The organism is Bradyrhizobium sp. HKCCYLR20261 (assembly GCF_051168435.1).
Taxonomy (GTDB): domain Bacteria; phylum Pseudomonadota; class Alphaproteobacteria; order Rhizobiales; family Xanthobacteraceae; genus Bradyrhizobium.
The window spans coordinates 645,765-668,028 of sequence record NZ_JBNPUZ010000002.1; the positions used below are offsets into that span (position 1 = coordinate 645,765).

Annotated in this window: 22 protein-coding genes; 11 read left to right on the forward strand and 11 right to left on the reverse strand. The window is 65.6% G+C overall.

The window, feature by feature from the left end; translation table 11 throughout:
* Positions 1–175: 175 nt before the first annotated feature.
* The 7 genes from ACQR1L_RS06605 to ACQR1L_RS06635 all read left to right on the forward strand — a co-directional run bounded on the left by ACQR1L_RS06605 (position 176) and on the right by ACQR1L_RS06635 (position 5,176).
* Positions 176–400, forward strand: coding sequence for a hypothetical protein (locus ACQR1L_RS06605; RefSeq protein ID WP_434857117.1), 225 nt, complete (start codon positions 176–178; stop codon positions 398–400).
* Between the two features lie 51 nt (positions 401–451).
* The gene (locus tag ACQR1L_RS06610; protein ID WP_434857118.1) at positions 452–673 is read left to right on the forward strand and encodes a hypothetical protein; all 222 of its coding nucleotides are present in this window, start codon (positions 452–454) and stop codon (positions 671–673) included.
* A gap of 223 nt (positions 674–896) precedes the next feature.
* Positions 897–2,135, forward strand: coding sequence for a lytic murein transglycosylase (locus ACQR1L_RS06615; protein WP_434857256.1), 1,239 nt, complete (start codon positions 897–899; stop codon positions 2,133–2,135).
* Between the two features lie 25 nt (positions 2,136–2,160).
* Positions 2,161–2,391 carry a tautomerase family protein gene (locus ACQR1L_RS06620; protein ID WP_434857119.1) on the forward strand — a complete coding sequence of 77 codons (231 nt, stop codon included), beginning with the start codon at positions 2,161–2,163 and terminating at the stop codon, positions 2,389–2,391.
* Positions 2,392–2,480: 89 nt separating this feature from the next.
* Positions 2,481–3,248, forward strand: coding sequence for an SDR family NAD(P)-dependent oxidoreductase (locus ACQR1L_RS06625; RefSeq protein WP_434857120.1), 768 nt, complete (start codon positions 2,481–2,483; stop codon positions 3,246–3,248).
* 147 nt (positions 3,249–3,395) lie between these two features.
* Positions 3,396–3,791, forward strand: a complete 396-nt coding sequence (locus ACQR1L_RS06630; protein WP_434857121.1) for a RidA family protein — start codon at positions 3,396–3,398, stop codon at positions 3,789–3,791.
* A gap of 287 nt (positions 3,792–4,078) precedes the next feature.
* Positions 4,079–5,176, forward strand: coding sequence for an alkene reductase (locus tag ACQR1L_RS06635; protein WP_434857122.1), 1,098 nt, complete (start codon positions 4,079–4,081; stop codon positions 5,174–5,176).
* A 190-nt stretch (positions 5,177–5,366) separates the two neighbouring features.
* Here ACQR1L_RS06635 and ACQR1L_RS06640 read toward each other — a convergent pair whose 3' ends face one another.
* Positions 5,367–5,702: a hypothetical protein gene (locus ACQR1L_RS06640; protein ID WP_434857257.1), complete on the reverse strand. Its 336-nt coding sequence runs from the start codon at positions 5,700–5,702 to the stop codon at positions 5,367–5,369.
* 370 nt (positions 5,703–6,072) lie between these two features.
* Entirely contained in the window at positions 6,073–9,036 is a 2,964-nt protein-coding gene (locus tag ACQR1L_RS06645; protein WP_434857123.1) for an autotransporter domain-containing protein, read from the reverse strand.
* Between ACQR1L_RS06645 and ACQR1L_RS06650 the strand changes: the two genes are divergently transcribed.
* Positions 9,026–9,148 (forward strand): hypothetical protein, encoded by a 123-nt coding sequence (locus ACQR1L_RS06650; RefSeq protein ID WP_434857124.1) that lies wholly within the window; start codon positions 9,026–9,028, stop codon positions 9,146–9,148. The genes ACQR1L_RS06645 and ACQR1L_RS06650 overlap by 11 nt on opposite strands.
* Positions 9,149–9,507: 359 nt before the next feature.
* Here ACQR1L_RS06650 and ACQR1L_RS06655 read toward each other — a convergent pair whose 3' ends face one another.
* Positions 9,508–11,883 (reverse strand): TonB-dependent receptor, encoded by a 2,376-nt coding sequence (locus ACQR1L_RS06655; protein WP_434857125.1) that lies wholly within the window; start codon positions 11,881–11,883, stop codon positions 9,508–9,510.
* Positions 11,884–12,194: 311 nt separating this feature from the next.
* Between ACQR1L_RS06655 and ACQR1L_RS06660 the strand changes: the two genes are divergently transcribed.
* Positions 12,195–12,830, forward strand: coding sequence for a response regulator transcription factor (locus ACQR1L_RS06660; protein ID WP_434857126.1), 636 nt, complete (start codon positions 12,195–12,197; stop codon positions 12,828–12,830).
* Between the two features lie 88 nt (positions 12,831–12,918).
* Here the strand turns inward: ACQR1L_RS06660 and ACQR1L_RS06665 are convergent, their stop codons facing one another.
* A complete protein-coding gene (locus ACQR1L_RS06665) occupies positions 12,919–13,275 on the reverse strand; it encodes an EF-hand domain-containing protein (RefSeq protein ID WP_434857258.1) in 357 nt (118 codons plus the stop codon).
* 1,121 nt (positions 13,276–14,396) lie between these two features.
* Between ACQR1L_RS06665 and ACQR1L_RS06670 the strand changes: the two genes are divergently transcribed.
* Positions 14,397–15,239 (forward strand): hypothetical protein, encoded by an 843-nt coding sequence (locus ACQR1L_RS06670; RefSeq protein ID WP_434857127.1) that lies wholly within the window; start codon positions 14,397–14,399, stop codon positions 15,237–15,239.
* Positions 15,240–15,290: 51 nt separating this feature from the next.
* On the forward strand, positions 15,291–15,632 hold the full coding sequence (locus ACQR1L_RS06675; RefSeq protein ID WP_434857128.1) for a hypothetical protein: 342 nt from the start codon (positions 15,291–15,293) through the stop codon (positions 15,630–15,632).
* 55 nt (positions 15,633–15,687) lie between these two features.
* Here ACQR1L_RS06675 and ACQR1L_RS06680 read toward each other — a convergent pair whose 3' ends face one another.
* From ACQR1L_RS06680 to ACQR1L_RS06710, 7 genes are all read right to left on the reverse strand, one after another.
* A complete protein-coding gene (locus tag ACQR1L_RS06680; RefSeq protein WP_434857129.1) occupies positions 15,688–16,632 on the reverse strand; it encodes a TonB family protein in 945 nt (314 codons plus the stop codon).
* Positions 16,629–17,054: a TonB system transport protein ExbD gene (gene exbD, locus ACQR1L_RS06685; RefSeq protein WP_434857130.1), complete on the reverse strand. Its 426-nt coding sequence runs from the start codon at positions 17,052–17,054 to the stop codon at positions 16,629–16,631. The genes ACQR1L_RS06680 and exbD overlap by 4 nt, the downstream gene beginning before the upstream one ends.
* 3 nt (positions 17,055–17,057) lie before the next feature.
* Positions 17,058–17,834 (reverse strand): tonB-system energizer ExbB, encoded by a 777-nt coding sequence (exbB, locus tag ACQR1L_RS06690; protein WP_434857131.1) that lies wholly within the window; start codon positions 17,832–17,834, stop codon positions 17,058–17,060.
* A 338-nt stretch (positions 17,835–18,172) separates the two neighbouring features.
* A complete protein-coding gene (locus ACQR1L_RS06695; protein ID WP_434836470.1) occupies positions 18,173–19,915 on the reverse strand; it encodes an ABC transporter substrate-binding protein in 1,743 nt (580 codons plus the stop codon).
* A 121-nt stretch (positions 19,916–20,036) separates the two neighbouring features.
* Complete coding sequence (locus ACQR1L_RS06700) at positions 20,037–20,366, reverse strand: DUF2160 domain-containing protein (protein ID WP_434857132.1); 330 nt, start codon at positions 20,364–20,366, stop codon at positions 20,037–20,039.
* 187 nt (positions 20,367–20,553) lie between these two features.
* Positions 20,554–21,360: a carbohydrate ABC transporter permease gene (locus tag ACQR1L_RS06705; RefSeq protein ID WP_315721400.1), complete on the reverse strand. Its 807-nt coding sequence runs from the start codon at positions 21,358–21,360 to the stop codon at positions 20,554–20,556.
* A complete protein-coding gene (locus tag ACQR1L_RS06710; RefSeq protein ID WP_434836420.1) occupies positions 21,360–22,262 on the reverse strand; it encodes a carbohydrate ABC transporter permease in 903 nt (300 codons plus the stop codon). The genes ACQR1L_RS06705 and ACQR1L_RS06710 overlap by 1 nt, the downstream gene beginning before the upstream one ends.
* Between the last annotated feature and the right edge of the window lie 2 nt (positions 22,263–22,264).

The following is a 22,264-nucleotide window of genomic DNA, read 5'->3' on the forward strand; positions in this document are numbered from 1 at the left end:
GTTTTGCCCGAGTCGAGTCTCGGCACGCGCGCCTCACGCAGGCGCCGCAGCTGGGCGTCATTCGCAACGCCCGGCCCTCACGTGAGCCGCATCACATGCGCTCGCTGAACTTCGAGCCATGCTGCGCCCACCACCACGATCGACACCGACATCAAGATCAAGACGGGATCATCCCATGACCACACGCATCTGCTCGATCGCTCTGGCCGTTCTGCTCGGCCTCGCCGCCGGCACCGCAAGCCTCACCTCGGCCGACGCCGCCCAGAAGGTCGTGACCGGCCGGGAGTCCGCGACCGACATCCCCGACCGCCAGAGCGCCAAATCGCCCGTCGTCAAGACGACGGTGTCCCAGAGGCCGCCCTGCACCGGCGCGGTTCGCTGGCGTCCCTGCCGCAACTGACGGCTCGCGTTCGAGCAGATCAGTCCCTCCCACTCAGGACCTCAGCCCATCATGACCAGATCCATCTCCGCGGTCACAGCCGCCCTGCTCGCCATCGCAGTGACCTTCGCTGCCGCGCCGATTCCAGCCGAGGCGGGACGTTTCGTCACCGGACAAGGCGACATCAGCAACAAGCCGGTAACTTCCGTCAGGCTGCCCCCTCGCGTCAATCCAGACCTCACCAAGGAGCGCGTGTGTCGCGACAGATACGGCAGACGGGTGACGTGCCGCTGATCCGACAAGCGCGCCCATAGGCCAATCAAGGCATGATCCGCCGGCGCGCCCACGACACGTGCCCATGGCCGTTTCCCTTTTCCCCCGGTTCGGATATCGATGGAGGCACAAGGGATTAGACAGCCATCGGTGAGACCGGATGCGAAGCTCTTCGACTGCCTTGCGCGTGACCTTCAGCGCGCTCGCAACCTCCTTCATGCTGGCTGCGAGCGCGTCGGCGCAGATGGCACCGGAGGCGGCAGCGCCGCGGCCGAAGCCGGCGCCGTCGATGCGCGCCGCGGCCTGCCATAACGGCCAAAGCTTCGATCGCTTCCTCGCCGAGCTGAAGCAGCGCGCCATTGCCGACGGCGTCTCGCAGCGCGCGATCGCGTCCGCCGCGCCCTACCTCACCTACGACCAGGGCATCGTCAACCGCGACCGCGGCCAGCGCGTGTTCGGCCAGTTGTTCACCGAGTTCGCCGGCCGCATGGCGGCGGTCTACCGGATGCAGAACGGTCAGCAGCACATCAGGATGCATGCGGCGGCGTTCGCGCGCGCCGAGAAGGAGTATGGCGTGCCGCCGGCGGTCATCGCCGCGTTCTGGGGGCTGGAGAGCGATTTCGGCGCCAACATGGGCAATCTGCCGGTGCTGCCGTCGCTCGTGTCGCTGGCCTATGACTGCCGCCGCAGCGAGCGGTTCCAGAACGAGACCATCGCCGCGCTGAAGGTGATCGACCGCGGCGATCTCACGCCGACCGAGATGATCGGCTCCTGGGCCGGCGAGCTCGGCCAGACCCAGTTCCTGCCGACGCATTACGTGACCTACGCCATGGACTATGATGGCGACGGCCGGCGCGACCTCTTGCGCAGCCCCGCCGACGTCATCGGCTCGACCGCGAACTACATCGCCACGGGGCTGAAATGGCGTCGCGGCGAACCGTGGCTGGAGGAGATCCGCGTGCCCTCGAGCTTCCCCTGGGAGCAGGCCGATCTGACCGTCAAGGCGGCGCGCAGCAAATGGGCCGGTCTCGGCGTCACCTATGCCGACGGGCGGCCGCTGCCAAACGATGCGCTGGAAGCCTCGGTGCTGCTGCCGATGGGCCGCAACGGCCCGGCGTTCCTGGCCTACGCCAACTTCGCCGCCTACACCGAGTGGAACAACTCGCTGATCTATTCGACCACCGCGGCCTACCTCGCCACCCGCATCGCCGGCGCCGCCCCGATGCGCAAGCCCACCGCTCCCGTCGTCCAGCTGCCGTTCAACGAGATCAAGGAACTGCAGCAGCTCCTGGTGAAGGCCGGCTTCGACGTCGGCAAGGTCGACGGCGTGCTGGGACAGCAGAGCCGGATCGCGGTCAAGACCATGCAGCAGCGGCTCGGGCTGCCGGCGGATTCCTGGCCGACGGCGGAGCTGCTGGCACGAATGCGCGGCGGCACGCCGCGGGCGCAAGCCGCGCCGGCTCCTGCCACGGCGTCGCGCTGATCATCAACGTCGAAGGATAAGGCCAATGCCTCACGTCATCGTCAAGCTCTACCCGGGCAGGACCGAACAGCAGAAGCAGGCGCTCGCGAAGGCGCTCACCGAAGCGGTGATGCGCACGCTGAACTCCACCGAAGATTCCATTTCGGTCGGCATCGAGGATGTCGCCGCGAATGAATGGACGGCCAAGGTGTACGGGCCCGACATCATCGACAAGGCCGGTACGATCTACAAGAAGCCCGGCTACGAGCCGCAATGAGCTGATGGTGCCATGATCGCGCCCGGAGCGTTGTGATTTGCCGCTGCGACGATCGAGCGGGACAGCCTGACGCGTTCGGAGGATCATCCATGGCCATCGTCTTCATCACCGGCAGCACCGATGGGCTCGGCCGCGCCGCCGCGCAATCGCTGCTCGATCTGGGACATCGCGTGGTGCTGCACGCGCGGACAGCCGACCGCGCCGCAGTCCTGGGCGAGTTGGGATCGCGGGCGGCCGGGATCGCGGTGGGCAATCTCAGCAGTGCTGAGGAGACACGGCTTGTTGCAGACCAGATCAACGCCATCGGCCGCATGGACGCGGTCATCCACAATGCCGGCGTCTATACGCAGCCGGGCCGCGGCGACACTCCGGAAGGCCACGCCATCACCTTCGCCGTCAACACCCTCGCGCCCTACATACTGACCGCGCTGATCGAGCGCCCGGCCCGGCTGGTGTATCTCAGCAGCGGGCTGCATCGCGGCGGCGAAGGCTCGCTGGCGGATCTCGACTGGACCAAGCGGCCCTGGGATTCGGCCAAGGCCTATGCCGAGACCAAGCTGCAGGTCGTGGCCCTGGCATTTGCGCTGGCGCGACGCTGGCCCCAGGTGCTGAGCAACGCCGTCGACCCCGGCTGGGTGCGCACACGCATGGGCGGAGCGGGCGCGCCTGTCGACATCGACACCGGACAACGGACGCAAGCCTGGCTCGCCGTCAGTGAGGATGCCGAGGTGCAGGTCAGCGGCCGCTACTGGCATCACCTCCGGCAGCAGGAGCCGGCGCGCGAAGCGGCCGATCCGGCGTTCCAGGACGGGCTGATCGCGAGACTAGGCGAATTGACCGGAATTGCTCTGCCGTAGGCCCGCGCTCGTAGCTGTCGCGCTGTACCGCAACAGGCTTCTCGCTTGCCGGACGCGGAAGCCGAGACGGTTCCAACGCGACCGAATACCTCATGTCATACCGACCTCTTGACCATATATCCGGGGGGGATGACGAGAGGGACGATCATGACGCGACGACAGGCTGTGTTTCCCGCCGGGCGCCAAGCGCTGTACGACAAGTATAAATATTCGGCGGCGATCCGCTCGGGCGACCTCCTGTTCGTCTCGGGGCAAGTCGGGTCTCGCGAAGACGGCTCTCCGGAGCCGGATTATCAACGTCAGGTCAGGCTTGCCTTTCAGAACCTGGAGGCGGTGTTGAGTGCTGCGGGCTGCACCTCCGCAGATATCGTCGATGTCACGATGTTTCTCACCGATCCTCCATCGCAAATGGACACCCTGCTGAAAGTCCGCGACGAATTTCTTGGTGAACCACCCTATCCGAACATCACCGCTGTCGGCGTTAATTGGCTGGCCGGGTTCGATTTCGAGGTGAAGGTCGTTGCGCGCATTCCTGACGCCTGATGGCTTCTCCCCTGTCCTCCAGAGCCACCGGGAGCATGCGGTCGAATCGATCGGGCCGACGGTCCAGGATGCTCTGACGACCGGAGTGGTGCTGCCGTAATCCCGCGCGCGGGACCATCGTGACTGGCCACGAGCATGATCTCCTCCCACGAGAGCGCTGGAGATGACATCCGTTCTGCACAGCTCGCGCGGAACCCGTCTGCATTTTTTGAATGGCTCTGCCCATTGTGCCGTCTGCGGCGATGCACAATTCACCCTGACCTGTCCCCTCCGCAAAGGAAAAGCCGATGAGCACATCCAAACTGTTCGAGCCCGCCAAGCTCGGTGCGATCACGCTGGCCAATCGCATCGTGATGGCGCCGCTGACGCGCAACCGCGCTGGCGAAGGCCTCGCCGCCGGGCCGCTGACGGCCACCTATTATGCCCAGCGCGCGGACGCGGGCCTGCTGATCTCCGAGGCCAGCCAGGTCTCGCAGCAGGGCCAAGGCTATCAGGACACGCCCGGCATCTATTCGAAAGAGCAGATCGCCGGCTGGCGCAAGGTGACCGACGCCGTGCACGCCAAGGGCGGGCGCATCTTCATTCAGCTCTGGCACGTGGGCCGCATCTCGCACGTCTCGCTGCAGCCGAACGGCGGCGCACCGGTCGCGCCCTCGGCCATCGCGGCCAAAACCAAGACCTTCGTCGGCGGCACCTTCGCCGATGTCTCGGTGCCGCGCGCGCTCGAGCTCAACGAGATCCCGGGAATCGTCGAGGCGTTCAGGCAGGCGGCCCTGAATGCGGTCGAGGCCGGCTTCGACGGCGTCGAGATCCACGGCGCCAACGGCTACCTGCTCGACCAGTTCGCCAAGGACGGCGCCAACAAGCGCACGGACGGTTACGGCGGATCGATCGAGAACCGCGCCCGGCTGATGCTGGAGGTCGCCAAGGCTGTCTCGGGCGCCATCGGCGCCGACAAGACCGGCATCCGCCTGTCGCCGGTGACGCCGGCCAACGACATCAGCGATTCCAACCCGCAGGCCTTGTTCGACTACATCGTCGACCAGCTCAACGCGCTGAACCTCGTCTACATCCACGTCATCGAGGGCGCCACCGGCGGCCCGCGCGACGTCGCGCCGTTCGACTATGCCTCGCTGCGCAAGCGCTTCAAGGGCACCTACATCGCCAATAACGGCTACGATCGCGCGCTCGCCGACAAGCAGCTCGACGCCAATGCCGCCGACCTGATTGCCTTCGGCCGTCCCTTCATCGCCAACCCGGACCTCGTCGAGCGCCTCAAGGCGAATGCCCCGCTCAACGAACTCGACCGGGCCACGCTCTACGGCGGCGGCGAGAAGGGCTACACCGACTATCCGACGCTGAAGACGTCGCAGGCGGCCGAGTAGTCGTGGTCTCGTCGGGTGGGCAAAGCGCCGCCGTGAGGCGGCGCGTGCCCACCATGCGTCCACGCAAGCGGAGCCAATGGTGAGCACGGCGCGCGAGCAAGCGGAGCATGATGCCGGCAGGCATCTCGCCTTGCGCCTTTGCCCACCCTCCCGCTCAGCGACAAGCGGTGCATTCGCGGCGCCGATCGAACTAGATCATGCTTCCCGGCAGGAAGCAGCGGATGTCGATCCGCAGGCCCGTATTGAGCTCGCGATAATACACCGGCCACACCATCGGCTTGCCGACGCGGTTGGGCTCGGTCACCACCGCCTCATCCGGAACGGTCCACCAGATGCCCTCGATGCGCACGCGGTAGCGGCCGTCCTTCATCTCCCAGTCGACATCCGCCAGCGCCGTGCCGTCGGCATCCGAGCAGCAGGGCCCCTTGCTCGAGCGCAGGCCCTCGAACCAGCCCTTCAGCGGCGAGTTGACGTAGCGACCGTCCAGATCGCGCGCCATCGCGCCGGGAGCCGGAAAACCGCCCATGAGACCGTGCGCGAACGCCGCTGCAAAAACGCTCGCGGCAGATATCGACGACTGACTTCTCATGTTCATCACCTCATGGCTCGCTGCGACGGATGCGCAATAGCTCTGTGAGATCTGTGGCCGAACTACGTAGTTGATCCCGGCTCATTGCACGCGACCCGCAAATTCCTGGCACGCCCGGCGATCTCTCCCACCACGGCCGCGGGACGATTGCCCGACGTGAACCTCACGGATAGGAAGCGTGCCTGTCGTCCGGCGTGAGCGGCGGCGCGGGCGCGCCCTTCCCCACCCCAGCCTCATTCGCGCGCGCCAAACAAAAGGCCGGGATCGCTCCCGGCCTTTCGCCCATTGGACTTTGGATGCGCCCGCCTCAGAACTCCGCGCGCACCTTCAGCACCGCGGATTGTTCGAGATATTGGCTGCCGACGACGGCATTGTAGCCGAGCGAGATCGACTGGCGTTCGCCGAACGCCACGAGCTTGAGCGCGGCACCGAGTTCGGCGAGGTTGCGTTCGGGCGACGGACCCGCGGCCACGAAGGTCGCGCCGCCGCCGGCGAAGCTCGCGGTGACGTTCTGCGCCGTGTTGCCGAACTCGTGGCGCCACGCCGCCAGGGTCTCCAGGCCGAAGCCGTAGGTCGATGTCACGAGCAAGGGGACGGTCGCGCGCAGGCCGAGGTTTGAGCGCACCGAGTTGGTCGTCTGCTTGGCGACCGCCAGGGCCGCGCCGGCAGCGCTGGTCTCGGTGTAGGCCTGCTGATCGAGACGCGCATAGGTCACGCCGGCAAACGGGGTCAGCACGGCCTGATCAACCCGGACCGGCATGCCGAACTCGCCGCGCACCGTCGTCAGCCAGCCCTTGTGGCTGCCCGAGGCGGCGTCGCTGAAGCCTGCAAAGTTGATGCGCCGCGTGGTGGTGTAGTCGACCAGCGCGATGCCGGCAGAGCCGTTGACGTACCATGACGGCTGCACATAGGCGCCATAGACCGTGCCTTGATAATGCTGCATGCCGACGGCGTCGCCCGGAGCGGTCCGGTCGTCCATGCTGGAGGTGGCGTAGCCGAAGGCGGCGCCGATGCGGGACGCAGCATCGATCCGCTGATCGATACCCGCCACCAGTCCGCCGGTGTTTCCGGAATAGCCCGCGACGCCGGCCACATCATGCTGCGAGACATTGGTGCCGATCAGGCTGCCCCACACGGTCCGCTCCGGCTCTGGCACGAGCGCCGGCGCCTTCAGCGCCGGGCGCGCCTTGGTCGCACCAAACGCCATCAGCATCGAGGTCAAAGGATCGGTCTCCGCTGCGAACGCGGAGGCCACCCGCGAATTCGGCGACGCGGCCGCGGCCGTCAGTCGGTTGTCGATCTGGGTCTGGAACAGCGCGGCGGTGCTGAGCGGCACCTGGACCTGTGCGCCATTGACGAACGGACGCAGCTGGTCGCCGGCATTGCGCACCTCCCGGTCGGTGCCGAGGCTCTGCACGGCGCCGCCGAGCGCCTGCACCTGCGCATTGCCGCCGGTGGAGGCGAACAGGCCGTTCAGGGCGGCCAGCGTGCTCGGCGAGATGCCGGCGATCGTGGCAGGCGAGCGCACGGACGCCTTCAACAGCAAGGCGCCGGTCGACGTATCCGCGGTCAAGCCGACCAGCGCGCTGGAGAAGTCGACGTCGAGCGGGGTCGCCGACACCGAGGTCGCGACGCGATAGACGTCACCGTTGCGGACGATGCCTTGCAGCGTCGGCGCGATCGTCCCCGCCCCCGCAAAGGTCACGTCGCCCGTGATGTTGCCGAGCCTGGTCGACGGCGACGCCGCCGTGCCGCCCGGGCCGAAGATCGTCGTGCGCAGCACCGCGCCGTCGACGAGTTGCACGCCGGCGCCGCCGCTGACCGTGACCTGCGACTTCATCAGATCGAGCATGCCGAAATTGACCACGCTGGCCAGACTGGTCACGCCGTCGAGCGTCAGCTCGTTGGTGCCGAGCCCATTCTGCGCGACGACATTGCCGCTGAAGCCGGTTCCCTTGAGCAGGATGGTGTTGGTCGCGCCGTCCTGGTCGTTGATCACGATGTCGCCACCGAGTTTGCCGGTGTTGACCAGATTGAAGACGCGCTCGCCGAAGAAGGTGGCGGCAACCGAGGTCGTCGCGGCGCAGAGCGGATCGGCCGTGTTGGCCCCTGCCGCCGGACAGGCGTTGCCATTGGCGTCGGTGCCCGAGCCTGAGCTGCGGAATGTGCCGTCAACGGTGCCCGCCGTGCCCTTGGCGAACGATCCGCGCGAAGCGCTCTGATCGACCGAGATCGATCCGGCGATAGTGCCGCTGTTGGTGATCTCGTGCTCGCCCGAACCGAGATAGAGATTGCCCTGGATCAGGCCGGCATTGGTGATGACGCTGTCGCGCGGGCCGGAGTTCGAGCCGCTGCCGGTCAGCGGGAAGGTCGCGCCCGTCGCAAGGCCTGCGGCCGTGGTCAGCGGATTGGTGTCCAGCGCCAGGATGTCGCCCTTGATGACGCCCGTGGCATTGTTGGTCAAGGTCAGCGCCTTGGTCTCGGCGACGGTGACGTTGCCGCTGGAGTCGAACTTGTAGAGTGGCGAATCCGGGTTGCTGCCGGGGATGGTTTCGAACTCGGCGCCGGCGAAGGCTGCGATGGCCCAGTGGCCGTCATAGAACCGGCTGGCCGCCGTCCAGCTGGTGTTGCCGATGGTGCCGGAGTTGGTCACCGTGGTGTCGGCGCGGCCAAAATAGGCGGCGGCGAAGTTGCCGGCCGCGGAGATGGTGCCGCCGGCCTTGTTGTTCACGACGAAGCTGTTGGTGTTGTCGTCGGAGAACAGCGCCGAGATGATCGCGAGGTTCGTGCCGTTGTAGCGAGCGGACGCCGTCGTGCCGACCGAAACCGTCAGCTTGGTCGGATCGAACGTGCCGAAGAAGTTCTGGGTGACGGCAAGCGTCCCGGTATTGTTGACGGTAAACTTGTTGACCTGGCTGTCGGCCACGATGACATGCAGCCGGCCGGCGCTGAGCTGGCTGGTGGTGAGGCTGAGCCAGCCGGCATTGTTGATGATGACGTTGTTGACCGCGGGGTCCTCGTCATTGGAGAAGTTGGCCGCGATCATGCCGCGGTCGGCCAAGCCCGTCTGGGTGTTGGTGGTAAGATTGCGGACGGCGGTGGAATCGAGCGTGATGGTCGCCGTCGGCGGATTTGGATTGTAGCCCGTCGCCGGGAAAGCCGGGTTGGCCGGCGTGTAGCCGTTGCCGCCGCCGGCCGGCGTCGCCATCGCGGCCGCCGCATCATACACCGTGATCGCTGTGCTGATGGTGCCGCTGCAGGTGACGGTCACGCCGGGCGTCGTGCATTCCGCCCTCGCCTCGCCGGCAGCCATCCATGTCGACAACAGCACGACACTCGCGGCGGCTGCTTCGCTGCGCTTCCTGTTCTTCGAACTCACCTGACGCCCCCAACACTACGCAATACATACGCTTCTTGTTGATGAGCGATTGCATCGAAACCTTGGCAAGAGGCTGCGAGGCGAAACTTTCTCGAAATAATAGGGACAAATTCCAACTAACAATCTAATTAGTCGGCACACCTATATTTGTTGCGATGGGAGAGCGCCGCATCGACACAACTGATTGGATAGGAAGACACCCCGCTCCGGAGCGAAGACGACCGCGACGCGCCGGCGCCTGCCCCTCCCGGCATCGAGCCAAAAACGAAAAGGCCGGGATTTCTCCCGGCCTTCCTGCCACGGTGGGGGGCTTTCCGTGGCGCGGCGCGACTGCGCCTATGCGATGCCGCCGTCCTCGACGCGTCAGAACTTGGCGCGGATGCCGGCATAGGCGGCGAGCGGCATGCCCGGCACCATGCTGCGCGGATCGTTGAAGGCGAACGCGTTGCCACCGCCGGCCGTGTTGAAGCCGGCCGTGTCGAATACGGCGCCCGCCGAGTAGTAGCGCTGGTTGAACAGGTTCTGGACCAGACCGAACACCTCGACGTTCTTGGTCACCTGATAGGACGTGTTCAGATTGACGACCCAGTAGGACGGTACCTTCGGATAGACATTGGTCTCGTCCCGCAGCAGATACTGGGTGCCGACATAGTTCACGCTGGCGCCGACCTTCCAGGCATCCGTCACGGCATATTCGGCCCCGAACTTCAGGCGATGCGCCGGAATGCCGGGAATGTGGTTGCCGGACACGACGCCGACCGGAATGCCCAGGAACGGATCGTTCACGTCGAAGGCGCTGCGGAAGGTGGCGTCGATGAAGGTGTAGTTGGCGTAGGCGCTCCACCGGTTCCAGGCGAGATCGAGCTTGGCCTCGACACCCTGGCGCAGGGTGGTGCCGGCGTTCTTGAAATAGCCGCGCACGGGGTTCGCCGGATCGACGACGTTGATGATGTCGTCCGAATTCTCGGTGCGGAACACGCTGAGGCCCCAGCGCAGCCGCCAGCCATCGTCGAGGATCGGGGCCTTGACCGGCGCCTTGCGATAGGCCGGCAGATCGGCGGCCAGCGCCGAGCGGCCGCCGGAGATCTCGCCGCGCAGGCCGCCCTCGATGGTGCGGGACACCACCTGCTTCAGCGGCGGATCAGCGATCAGGAAGTTGTCGATCAGGCACGGATTGGCGGGATCCGAACAGCCGAGCTCGAGCGGCGTCGGCGCGCGGTTGGCCTCGGAGTAGCCGGCATAGGCGGTCATGTTGGGCGTGATCTTGTAGGTCAGGCCGACCACCGGGTTGAAGCGCTGGAAGTTGTTGTTGCTGTTGAGCAGCGGCGCGAATCCGGTCTGATCGCGCAGGTTGATCTGCGCCCAGTTGAAGCGGCCGCCGGCGGTCAGCGCCAGCTGCGAGGTGATGTCGAAGGTGTTGGTGGCGTAGATGCCGAGATAGGTGTTCTTGGCGTTCAGGTTGACCGGCGCAAGGCCGGCATCGGGCTGATCGATGTAGACACCGAGGCCGGTCACGAACAGCCGGTCGTCGATGGTGCCGAGCTCGGAGGTCGCCCGGAAGTTGGTGTTGCCGTGATCGACGCTGGCGCCGACGACGAAATGATTGTCATGGCCGAACAGCTGGGTGGTCGAGGTCGCCTGCAGCGAGCCGCCATAGCTGTCGGTATTTACCGTATTGCGGTCGATCTGGCCAAGCGCGATATTGCCCGCCAGCGTGTTGGCGGTCGGGCCCGCGCGATTGATCGGGAGGTCGTTTCCGTTGGCGTCCTCGATGACGAACTCGCCGTTGTCGTCCTCCACTTCGGAGCCGTTGCCGTCGATGCGCGAGGATTTGTAGTTGCGGTAGTAGCCATTGGCCTGGACCGACAGCGTATCGGTCGGCGCCCATTTGAGGCTGGCCTGCACCATCTGCATCTGCAGATGCAGCGACTGCGGCCAGGTGTAGACGCTGGACCAGCGCCGGTTCAGCATCTCGATCGGCGTCGCCGCCACCGAGCCGAGCTTGTTGTCGGCGCCGGTGAAGGAGAGATGGAATTCCGTCGTGTCGCCGCGCGCGCCGAAATCGGCATACATGCGCCGGATCTGCGAGGCCGAGGAATAGTCGCGCCAGCCGCGGTCATAAGCGCCTTCCGCCGCGATATAGGCCGAGTAGGTGCCGTTGTTCCAGCCATATTGCGCGCCCGACTGGACGCGGCCGAACGAGCCGCCGAACAGCTGCGTCTCGGCGCCCTGGTAGTTGAAGCCGTTCTTCATCTCGATCGACATCGCGCCGCCGGTGGCGTTGAGGCCGAACAGCGGATTGTTCGGCATCAAGGTCATGCGCGCGATCGCCATCTCCGGGATCAGGTCCCAGTTGACGATGTCGCCGAAGGCCTCGTTGATGCGGGTGCCGTTCTGATAGACGGCGATGCCCTGCGGCGTGCCGAGCACCGGCGAGGCGGTCTGGCCGCGGTAGTCGAGGTCGCGCTGGAACGGGTTGCCGGTCTGGTCGCTGAGCGAGACGCCCGGCATCGACTGCAGAATGCCGTCGAGCAGCGACGGAGTCCGGGTGCGATCGAGATCCTTCGCGGTGATCGTCTGGACGTTGGAGGGGATCTTGTCTCTCGCCATTTCGCTGCCCTGTACGGGCGAGACGTTGACGACATCAAAGGTCGGTAGAGCATCCTGCGCGGATGCCATTGCAGGCAGAAACGCACACGTCGCGAGAAGTGCGCTCTTCAGCGCCGAGAGTCTGGTCAAGACGTCCCCCAGTTTCTGATCGACCCGACCCGGCGCCAGCTCGCCCCACGAGCTGCACCCCCGCCAAATCCAGTCGATTCACACGATTTTACGAACGGTAATATTGGTAAATAGCGCCCATAGCGGCCGCAACGGGCAATATTCTTCCCTCCCTAGGGAGATTCTTCCCGAATCCGGAAATCGGCGATCATTTTGCCTTGGTGCGCCCTCGGCTCCGCCGCATTGTCGCACCCGGTGCTGGTTTGCAACGGAACCGGGATGATAGAACACATCGGCGCCGCCTGCGCCTTCAGGGCAAGACCGTCACTCGGATGTATCGCGTTCTGCTTGTTGATGACCACCCGGTCGTGATCACGGCCTGCCGCTGGCTGCTCAATGCGGCCGGAATCGGCGCCGTGTCCGAGGCGCATGACGCGGACAGCGGCTACGAGGCCTATGTTCGCGACCGGCCCGATGCGGCCGTGGTCGATCTGCGCCTGCACGGCGATGAGCGCCGCGGCATCGGCCTGATCGAGCGCATGCGCTCGCATGATCCGCGCGCCCGCATCCTGGTGTTCAGCATGCTGGCCGACCCCCGCATCGTCCGCTCCGCGATCGACGCAGGCGCCAGCGGCTATCTGCTCAAGGATGCACCGCCGCATGAACTGCCCAGGGCGCTGGAGCAGATCAGGAGCGGCGGCACCTATCTCGACCCGGATCTCGCAAAGCGTATTGCGCTGTTGGGCACCGAGGCCGATGGAGGCGCGACCGCACAGCTCACGCCCCGCGAGCGCCAAGCGATCGCCCTGCTGGCGCAGGCGAAATCCTATCAGGCGATCGCCGACCAGCTCGGCATCAGCTACAAGACGGTCATCAACCTGACCTACCGGCTGCGGCAAAAACTCGGTGCCCGCAGCCTGCCGGACCTGGTCCGCCTCGCGGTGGAGATGTCACGGCCGGGCGCGTGATCAAGCCGCGCCCACAAGCAGAAGGCCCACGACGGTGTCCCGTCGCGGGCCTCATCCCATGTCGAACGGTCCGGGACGGACCGCGTGCTTACTTCAAAAGCTTGGCAACCGACTTCAGCTCTTTCGCGTCGAGCGTGCCGTCATTGTCAGGATCGGCAGCCTTGAAGCGGCCCTCGACCAGCGCCATGTACTCGCCCTTGGTCAGGGTCCCGTCATTGTCGGGATCGGCGGCCTTGAGATCCTTGGCCGAGACGCGGCCGCGCAGTTCCTTGACATCCAGCGTGCCGTCATGGTCGCGATCGAGGCGATCGAACAGCGCGAGGGCCGCGGCGCGAACCTCGTTCATGTCGGCGGTGCCGTCCTTGTCCGGGTCGATGGATACCAGCAGCTTCGAGGGAGCCGGTGCGCTCACCGCCATCGTGGAAGCGCCGACAATCGCAGCCATGCCGACGGCGGCTGCCGTCATCATCAGTTTCCAATTCATCGAATTGATCCTTTGTCTCCGCCGTCCAACGGGGGCGGCGATGAAGGGCGCGGTAACAACGTTGACGCGCACCAGCGGTTTCACCGCGGCGACGCGTGACGTTGACCTATGGGACGTGTTCCAATTTCGCAAGTGCAAGAACGAGACGTCCGGGAATTTACTGTAGGCGGGCCGGGACTAGAACCTGGGCCCATGCAGGAAATATCTCCCGGGTCGGTCGCGACGCGGCCCATCCTCACGGGCGACGGGGCCTGCTCCCGCCTCGGCACGGGCATTGGCGGCAAGGTGGCGCCCCCGCTTCGCTGCGCGTCGCGGCTTTGGCGCCTCGGCGATACTCATGTCCGCTGCCGGCGCCGCCTGCCCTGCGGCCTCGACGTCCTTTCCGGACGACGCGCGCCTGACATGCGTGACGCGACCATGCTCCGCCTCGGGCGGCGCCATCGCGGCTTCGCGTCCGTTGCGCGATCGGGCGATCACGGGCTTGGCGCAGCCGTGCTCGGATCTGGCGCAGCCCTTCCTCGCGTGCTTGCCGACCTGGGTCTGCTTCCACCAGGCCTCCAACTGATCTCGCAGCGATTCTTCCGCAACGGCGGCCCCAGGCACCACACTCAGCAGGGACAACAGGAGTGCGATCGTCAGTCCCGACCGCATCGGCTGGAGAGATAGGCGGCGACGATGACCGAAAGTGCGAAGCACGGGCACATCCATTCTCTGGCTGATGCGGCGATCAGCGATACATGCTGCAGCGCATGTTTTCCCCGCTCTATGACCTCAATGTGTTTGCAACACGCCACATTCATCGCAGCGCTGAGATTCATTCGCGGATGGGACGCCATATTGTATCGGTGAAGATATCCCGATCGGCTTGCCGAAACATCCCTATTGCCTTCGAACCAAACAATCAGCTGAGAAATGCGGCGATCCGCAACGGATCGTTCCCGATTGCGTCACCTTTCAGCCGAGACCACCGCATTTTTTTGCCGCTCCGACTCGTTAGCTGCTGAAGTCACGGGGAGCGCGAGGATATGCAATCGGCGGGCATTGCAAGACGACGATCTGGACGAGGAGGATCGCGATGGATCATGGCCGCCGCCACCCTCCTGTTCGCGCCGTTCGCTGCGCGGGCCGAAGAGATCCAGGGTAACGATCCCGCCTCCCCCGGTCACTTCCAGATCGAGCAGCGGTTCGGCTATCTCACCACGTTCAATCCGCAGCAGAACGGCGGACGCCGCGTGCCGCAGCGCGCGCTGACCGGTGAGACCGAGATCGGCTATTCGCCGACCGAATGGTACGAAATCGCGCTGACCTCGCCTTATGCGTTCGCGCGCGCCAACGTCCCGATGGCACTGGGCAACGTGATGGACAATGGCGTGCCCGGCTACTCATTCCAGTCCGGCGGCGTGACGATACGCCAGACCTTCATCCAGGGCGACCGGCTCGAGCGCACGGTGTTCCTCGGCCTCGTCTCACGCACCATCCTGGCGCCGCAGGGCGGCCTGACGCCGGATCTATGGGTCGCCAACAAGGGCGCCGCCGGTCAGCCGGGCGCGCCTCGTTTCGTGCAGGAGGCCATGCCGCGCGTGTCGCAGATGATCACGCCGATCGTCGGCGTCAATCTGCCCAACGACTACCAGTTGATCTTCAACGCCAACATGACCTTCGGCGTCGTCGGCGCCGGCTCGGCCTTCGAGCCATCGGTCCGTTTCGTCAAGCGCCTGAGCGACCGCTGGACGGTTGGCATCGAGCATTTCTCCAATCTCGGGCCGATCGGCCACATCCTGCCCTGGCATCAGCAGATGCAGACGCTCTATGCGGTGGCCGACACCCGCTTCAAGGGTTTCGAGTTTAGCTTCGGCGTCGGCTACGGCCTGACGAATGCCTCGCGCGGCCTCGCGATCAAGACCAGCATCGGCAAGGATTTCTGAATCTCCGCGCGCCCTGCTCATACCAACTCCATCCAAGCAAAAGGATTCGTCATGCGTCGCTCCGTCACCGTCTGTGCCGTTCTCCTCCTGGCTGGCTCCGCCGCCTCAGCCGAGGACGGGCCGCGCTTTCTCAACCGCACCGGGCAGACGATCGTGAAAATGTACCTGGCGGCCGCGGGCACCAAGAACTGGGGTGCCGACCAGTGCAAGAACGACGACGAGGGCATGGTCGACCACAACGAGCGCATGACCCTGGCCGGCGTCAAGTCAGGGCGCTACGACATCAAGCTGTCCGAACAAGGCGGCCGCACCTGCATCGCCAAGAACATCGAGCTGAAGGAAGGCGCGCAGTTCGTCGTGCGCGACACCGATTTGACAGACTGCTCCAAATAGCGCGAGCGCTATCTCATTCGGCATCCCAAGCCGCTGTCGCCGCTCACGATCTTGCTTACTGGGGACGCATGCGGATCGGGATGACCAGCGACGTTTGCGCCTGGGTCATCTCGGCCGGAAATGGCGGGAACGGCTGGGCACGATCGACCAGTTCGAGCGCGGCTCGGTCCACGGTGGCGGAGCCGGAACTCGCGGCGATCCGGCGCGAGACGAGGCGTCCGTTGCGCGCGATGACAGCGCTGACGCTGACCAATCCTCCCTCTTTGCCGCCGGCCGCCGCGGTGTTGTAGCGCCGGAAATGGGCGATGAACTCGCTATTCCAACTGGCCCTGCCCTGACGCGCCCCCTCGCTATCGGCACCGGCATTCGGCGCAGCAGCCGAACGCGCCGGGCGGCTTGGCAGTGCCGCAACCTGCTTGGCTGGCGCAGGCTTCTTCTCCGCCTTCTCCTTGGCGTCTTTCTTCTCGACCGGCTTGCGCTCGACGCGCTCCGGCTGAGGAGCGGGCTTTGCTTCCGGCGGCTTGGCCTCGACCGGCTTCGGCGGCGGTGGCGGCGGCAGCACGACGTCGTCGGCGCGCGGCGGTTCGGGCGCGAGCGCGACCTGCGGAGCGGGCTCCGGCGATGGCATCACGTCGGGCACCGGCTCCGGCTGCGCCATGACCTGCGGCTCGGGCTCGGAGGACGGCTGCGGCGCGGGCTCGGCGACGGCCTCGCGCGCAACGGGCTCCTCCTTGACCTCTTCCTTTGGCGGTTCGACCGGTGTCGATGGCTCGGCCTGTGGCGTGTCCTGGATCGCGGGAGCGGGTTCGCTCACGACCGCCGGCGTGAACACGACATCGAACGCCGGAGCTTCGGCGCGCCCTTGCGGAGCAGGACGCAGCAGCAAATAGCCGATGGCGAGTCCGACATGCAGCCCCGCCACCACCAGCGCCGCCGTCGTCCACAGCGCCCGCTCGCGGCGGTCTTCATTGTCGAACGGATCGAGCGTCAGGACGCTCACGGCGCGGCCCGGTCTTCCAGCGCGACCAGCGCCACCTTGGTGTAGCCGGCGCGACGCAGCGTGTTCATCAGCGCCATCACCTCGCCATAGGGCAGCGTCTGGTCGGCGCGCAGCAGCACGCGCTGGCCGTGATCGGACTTCGTCGCCGCATCCAGCGTGGCGGCGATGTCGGCCTGCGCGACGCTTTGATCACCCACGGCGAGCGACCGGTCAGCCTTGAACGTCACGAACACCGGCGTCTCCGCGCGCGGCTGCGGCTCGGCCGAGATCGCCGGCAGATTGACGGGAATATCGACGGTGGCGAGCGGCGCGGCCACCATGAAGATGATCAGCAGCACCAGCATGACGTCGATGAACGGCGTCACGTTGATGTCGTGCGTCTCCTCGAACTCGTCGGGACGCTTGGCGAGCTTGACCGCCATGGCTCACTCCGCGGGATTGACGATCGACATCAGCGGCGCGTCGACCGCGCGGATGGCGCTGCGCCGGGCCTCAGCGGGGCCCGCGTGCTGCCGGTCGAGATCGCGGCTGAGCAGGCGCATCACGGCGACCGACGCATCGGCGATGACGGCGCGATAGCCGCCGGTGGCGCGCGCGAACAGGTTGTAGATGACGACGGCGGGAATCGCGGCGGCGAGGCCGAACGCGGTCGCGAGCAGTGCCTCGGCAATACCCGGCGCGACCACGGCAAGATTGGTCGTATGGGCATGCGAGATGCCGATGAAGCTGTTCATGATGCCCCAGACCGTGCCGAACAGGCCGACGAAGGGCGCGACGGCGCCGACGGTCGCGAGGATGCCGATGCCGCGGCCGATGCGCGACACGGCGGCCGCCTCGATCCGCTCGAACTGCCAGGCGACACGCTCCTTAATGCCGTCGGCCGGCAGCCCGCGCGACTTCTCGATCTCGTCCTCGGCGGTGGCAAGCAGGCGGCTGACGACGCCGCCTTCGGCGGAAACGCCGCCCGTCGCGTCGGAGAGCGAGCGCGCCGCGACCGCGATGCTCAGCGCCGCCCGCCCCTTGCGCAGCGCCGAACGCAGCTGGATCGTCTTGACGACGAGCACGGTCCAGGTCGCAACCGAGGCCAGCGCCAGCCCGATCATGACGGCCTTCACGACGAAGTCGGCCTGCAGGAACATCGTCCAGGGCGACAGCGCCTCGGGCAGCGGGCTCGCCAGACTGGCGATCTGTGCCTGGTCCATGATCGTACTCCCTCGTGGCCCCGCGAGATTGGTGATCACGATCGTCGCGCCGTCACGGAATCGCGCAGCGCCGGATCGTGTCGAGGCCTTGTTGTGTCGCGTTCTTGGGGCAAAGTCGCGGCGAAGGTCGCGATCATCCCGATCGTGAAAGAGTGCCGCCTGTGCCTATCGGCTTCAAGGCACTTGAGGTGTGGAAGTTGTCCCCAACGATCCGGGAAAAAATCCCGACCAGAACGGGAGTCGTTGACGTCGTAGGCAAAGGAAAAGGCCGGGATTGCTCCCGGCCTTCTTGATTTGGATCGCCTCTGTCCAGGCGAGCGAGGGTCGAGCGCGAAGGCTTACTTCGCCTCGGCGCGCTTCGGCGGCGAGGCCGGCCACGACTTGATCAGCGTGTCGTAGTCGACGGTCTCGCCCTTCGGCTTCTCGTTCGCGAGCTTGCGCTGCGGAGCGATGTTGCCGTCCTTGGCCGACTTGTTGAACCAGAACTCGGCCGATTCCTTCTTGTTCAGCTTCGGACCGCAGTCGCCCTGGACCTTGGACTTCTCGAGACGCTCGAGGACGGAGTCCTGGGCGGCTGCGAGCGCGTCCATCGCGGCTTGCGGGGTCTTCGCACCGGACGACGCATCGCCGATGTTCTGCCACCACAGCTGCGCCAGCTTCGGATAGTCGGGCACGTTGTTGCCGGTCGGGGTCCACTGCACGCGCGCGGGCGAGCGGTAGAACTCGATCAGGCCGCCGAGCTTCGGCGCACGCTCGGTGAACGACTTGTCCCAGATGTCGGATTCACGGATGAAGGTGAGGCCGACATGGCTCTTTTTCAGCGACACCGACTTCGACACGATGAACTGCAGGTACAGCCAGGCGGCCTTGCGGCGATCCGGCGGGGTCGACTTCAGCAGCGTCGCCGAACCGGCGTCCTGGTAGCCGAGCTTCATGCCCTCCTTCCAGTACGAGCCGTGCGGCGACGGCGCCATGCGCCACTTCGGCGAGCCGTCCGCATTCACCACCGGCAGGCCGGGCTTCACCATGTCGGCGGTGAAGGCGGTGTACCAGAAGATCTGCTGGGCGACGTTGCCCTGCGCCGGGACCGGACCGGCCTCGGAGAAGGTCATGCCCTGCGCCTGCGGCGGCGCGTACTTCTTCATCCAGTCGAGATATTTGGTGATCGAGTAGACGGCCGCGGGACCGTTGGTGTCGCCGCCGCGCTCGATCGAGGAGCCGACCGGACGGCAGCCTTCCATGCGGATGCCCCATTCGTCGACGGGCAGGCCGTTCGGGATGCCCTTGTCGCCGTTGCCGGCCATCGACAGCCAGGCGTCGGTGAAACGCCAGCCGAGCGAGGGATCCTTCTTGCCGTAGTCCATGTGACCATAGACCTTGACGCCGTTGATCTCCTTGATGTCGTTGGTGAAGAACTCGGCGATGTCCTCATAGGCAGACCAGTTCACGGGAACGCCGAGCTCGTAGCCATACTTGGCCTTGAACTTGGCCTTGTAGTCCGGGTTGGTGAACCAGTCGTAGCGGAACCAGTAGAGGTTCGCGAACTGCTGGACCGGGAGCTGATACAGCTTGCCGTCCGGCGCGGTCGTGAACGACTTGCCGATGAAGTCGTCAACGTCGAGACCGGGATTGGTGACGTCCTTGCCCTCGCCCTTCATGTAGTCCGAGAGCGCGACGGTCTGGCCGTAGCGGAAGTGGGTGCCGATCAGGTCGGAGTCGTTGATCCAGCCGTCATAGACGTTCTTGCCGGACTGCATCTGGGTCTGCAGCTTCTCGACGACGTCGCCTTCCTGGATCAGGTCGTGCTTCAGCTTGATGCCGGTGATCTCGCTGAACGCCTTGGCCAGGGTCTTGGCTTCATACTCGTGCGTCGTGATGGTCTCGGAGACGACGTTGATCTCCATGCCCTTGAAGGGCTCGGCCGCCTTCGCGAACCACTGCAGCTCCTTGAGCTGCTGTTCCTTCGACAGGGTCGAGGGCTGGAATTCGCTGTCGATCCACTTCTGGATCGTGGCGTCGTCGGCGAGCGCCGGGATGGACAACGTCATGGTCGCGGCAAACAGCGCCACCGCGCTGGTCATCGCAAGATAGCTGGCCTTGCCTGGGTGATGCTTCCGTTTCAAGTGTCGCATGGTTTCCTCCTTGCAGCGACAGACGTATCCAGGTCCGGGTTGGCCCCGGATCTGCCCTTCTTCGCTTGCGTCAGACGGTGCGAAAGATCGCAACGGCTGATGCCAGCGAAATTGCGGTCGCGAGCCACAGGCTCGAAACCTCAAAACCTTCCTCGCCGATCGGCAAGGTCGCAATCGTATCGGTGCCGACCAGCCCGATCCATGCGAGATGAATAACGGCGGCTGTTATCAGCGAGATGAACAGGCGATCACCGCGCGTCGTCGGGATGCGCAGCACACCGACCCGCTCCGCCTCCGGATAGCGCGCCGCAAGCAGCGTCATGATCCCGAGCGTGCAGGCCAGCGCGGCGAAGAAGATCGCGGTCGGCAGGGTCCACGCCATCCATGCGATGCTGTCCATGGCTAGTAGCTCCAGGCGATGGTGAGCCCCCTCCCCCGCTTGCGGGGGAGGGTTGGGGTGGGGGCGCCCCGATTCGGACGGCCCGAGTGGATAGAGGCCCCCACCCGCATCGCATCTGGCGATGCGATGCGACCTCCCCCGCAGGCGGGGGAGGTGCAGAGGCCGCGAAGATCGGAGCACGCCATCATCACACCCGCCCCAGCGCGAAGCCGCGCGCGATGTAGTTGCGGACGAACCAGATGACCAGCGCGCCGGGGATGATGGTGAGCACGCCGGCGGCCGCCAGCAGGCCCCAGTCCATGCCCGCCGCCGACACCGTACGGGTCATCACCGCAGAGATCGGCTTGGCGTCCACGGATGTCAGCGTGCGCGCGAGCAGGAGTTCGACCCAGGAGAACATGAAGCAGAAGAACGCCGCGACGCCGATGCCGCTCGCGATCAAGGGCACCAGGATCTTCACGAAGAAGCGCGGGAACGAATAGCCGTCGAGGAACGCGGTTTCGTCGATCTCGCGCGGCACCGACGACACGAAGCCCTCGAGGATCCACACCGCCAGCGGGATGTTGAAGATGCAATGCGCCAGCGCCACCGCCCAGGGCGTATCGAACAGGCCGATCGCCGAGTACAGGTTGAAGAACGGCAGCGCATAGACCGCGGCCGGCGCCATGCGGTTCGACAGCAGCCAGAAGAACAGATGCTTGTCGCCGAGGAAGCGGTAGCGCGAGAACGCATAGGCCGCCGGCAGCGCCACCAGGATCGAGATCACGGTGTTGATGATGACGTATTTCAGCGAGTTGATGTAGCCGGAGTACCAGCTCTCGTCGGTGAAGATCCTGACGTAATTGGCCAGCGTCGGCTGATGCGGCCAGAGCGTCATCGTCGTGACGATCTCGTTGTTGGTCTTGAAGCTCATGTTGACGAGCCAATAGATCGGCAACAGTAGGAAGACCAGGAACAGCGAGATGATGATACGGCGGCCCGGAATAGTGTTCATCACGCGCCCCCTTCCACCGGCCGGCGCTCGGCGCCGGCATTGGTCATGATGGTGTAGAACACCCAGCACACGATCAGGATGATCAAATTGTAGACCAGCGACAGCGCGGCCGCCTTGCCGAGGTCGAACTGTCCGAGCGCGATCTTGACGAGCTCGATCGAGATGAAGGTCGTCGAATTGCCCGGCCCGCCGCCGGTGACCACGAACGGCTCGGTGTAGATCATGAAGCTGTCCATGAAGCGCAGCAGCACGGCGATCAGCAGCACACGGTGCATCTTCGGCAACTGGATCGCGGTGAACACCGCCCAGCGTGACGCGCCGTCGATCTGCGCGGCCTGGTAATAGGCGTCGGGGATCGACTTCAGGCCGGCATAGCACAACAGCGCCACCAGGCTGGTCCAGTGCCAGACGTCCATGACGATGACGGTGAACCAGGCATCGGCCTCATTCGACACGTAGTTGTAGTCGAACCCGACGGCGTTGAGCGTATAGCCGAGCAGGCCGATGTCGGAGCGTCCGAAGATCTGCCAGATCGTGCCGACCACGTTCCACGGAATCAGCAGCGGCAGCGCCAGCACGACCAGGCAGAACGCAACCGTCCAGCCTGCGCGGGGCATCGACAGCGCCACGACGATGCCGAGCGGCACCTCGATCGCCAGGATGGCGAGCGAGAAGATCAGATTGCGGCCGAGCGAGGCCAGGAAGCGGCCGCCGAGATCGGTGGAGGGATCGAGCAGCTCCTTGAACCAGCCGACGCCGTTCCAGAAGAACTGGTTGTTGCCGAAGGTGTCCTGCATCGAATAGTTCACCACCGTCATCAGCGGCAGGATCGCGGAGAACGCGACCAGCAGGAACACCGGCAGCACCAGGAACCAGGCCTTGTTGTTGATGGTCTTGTCCATCA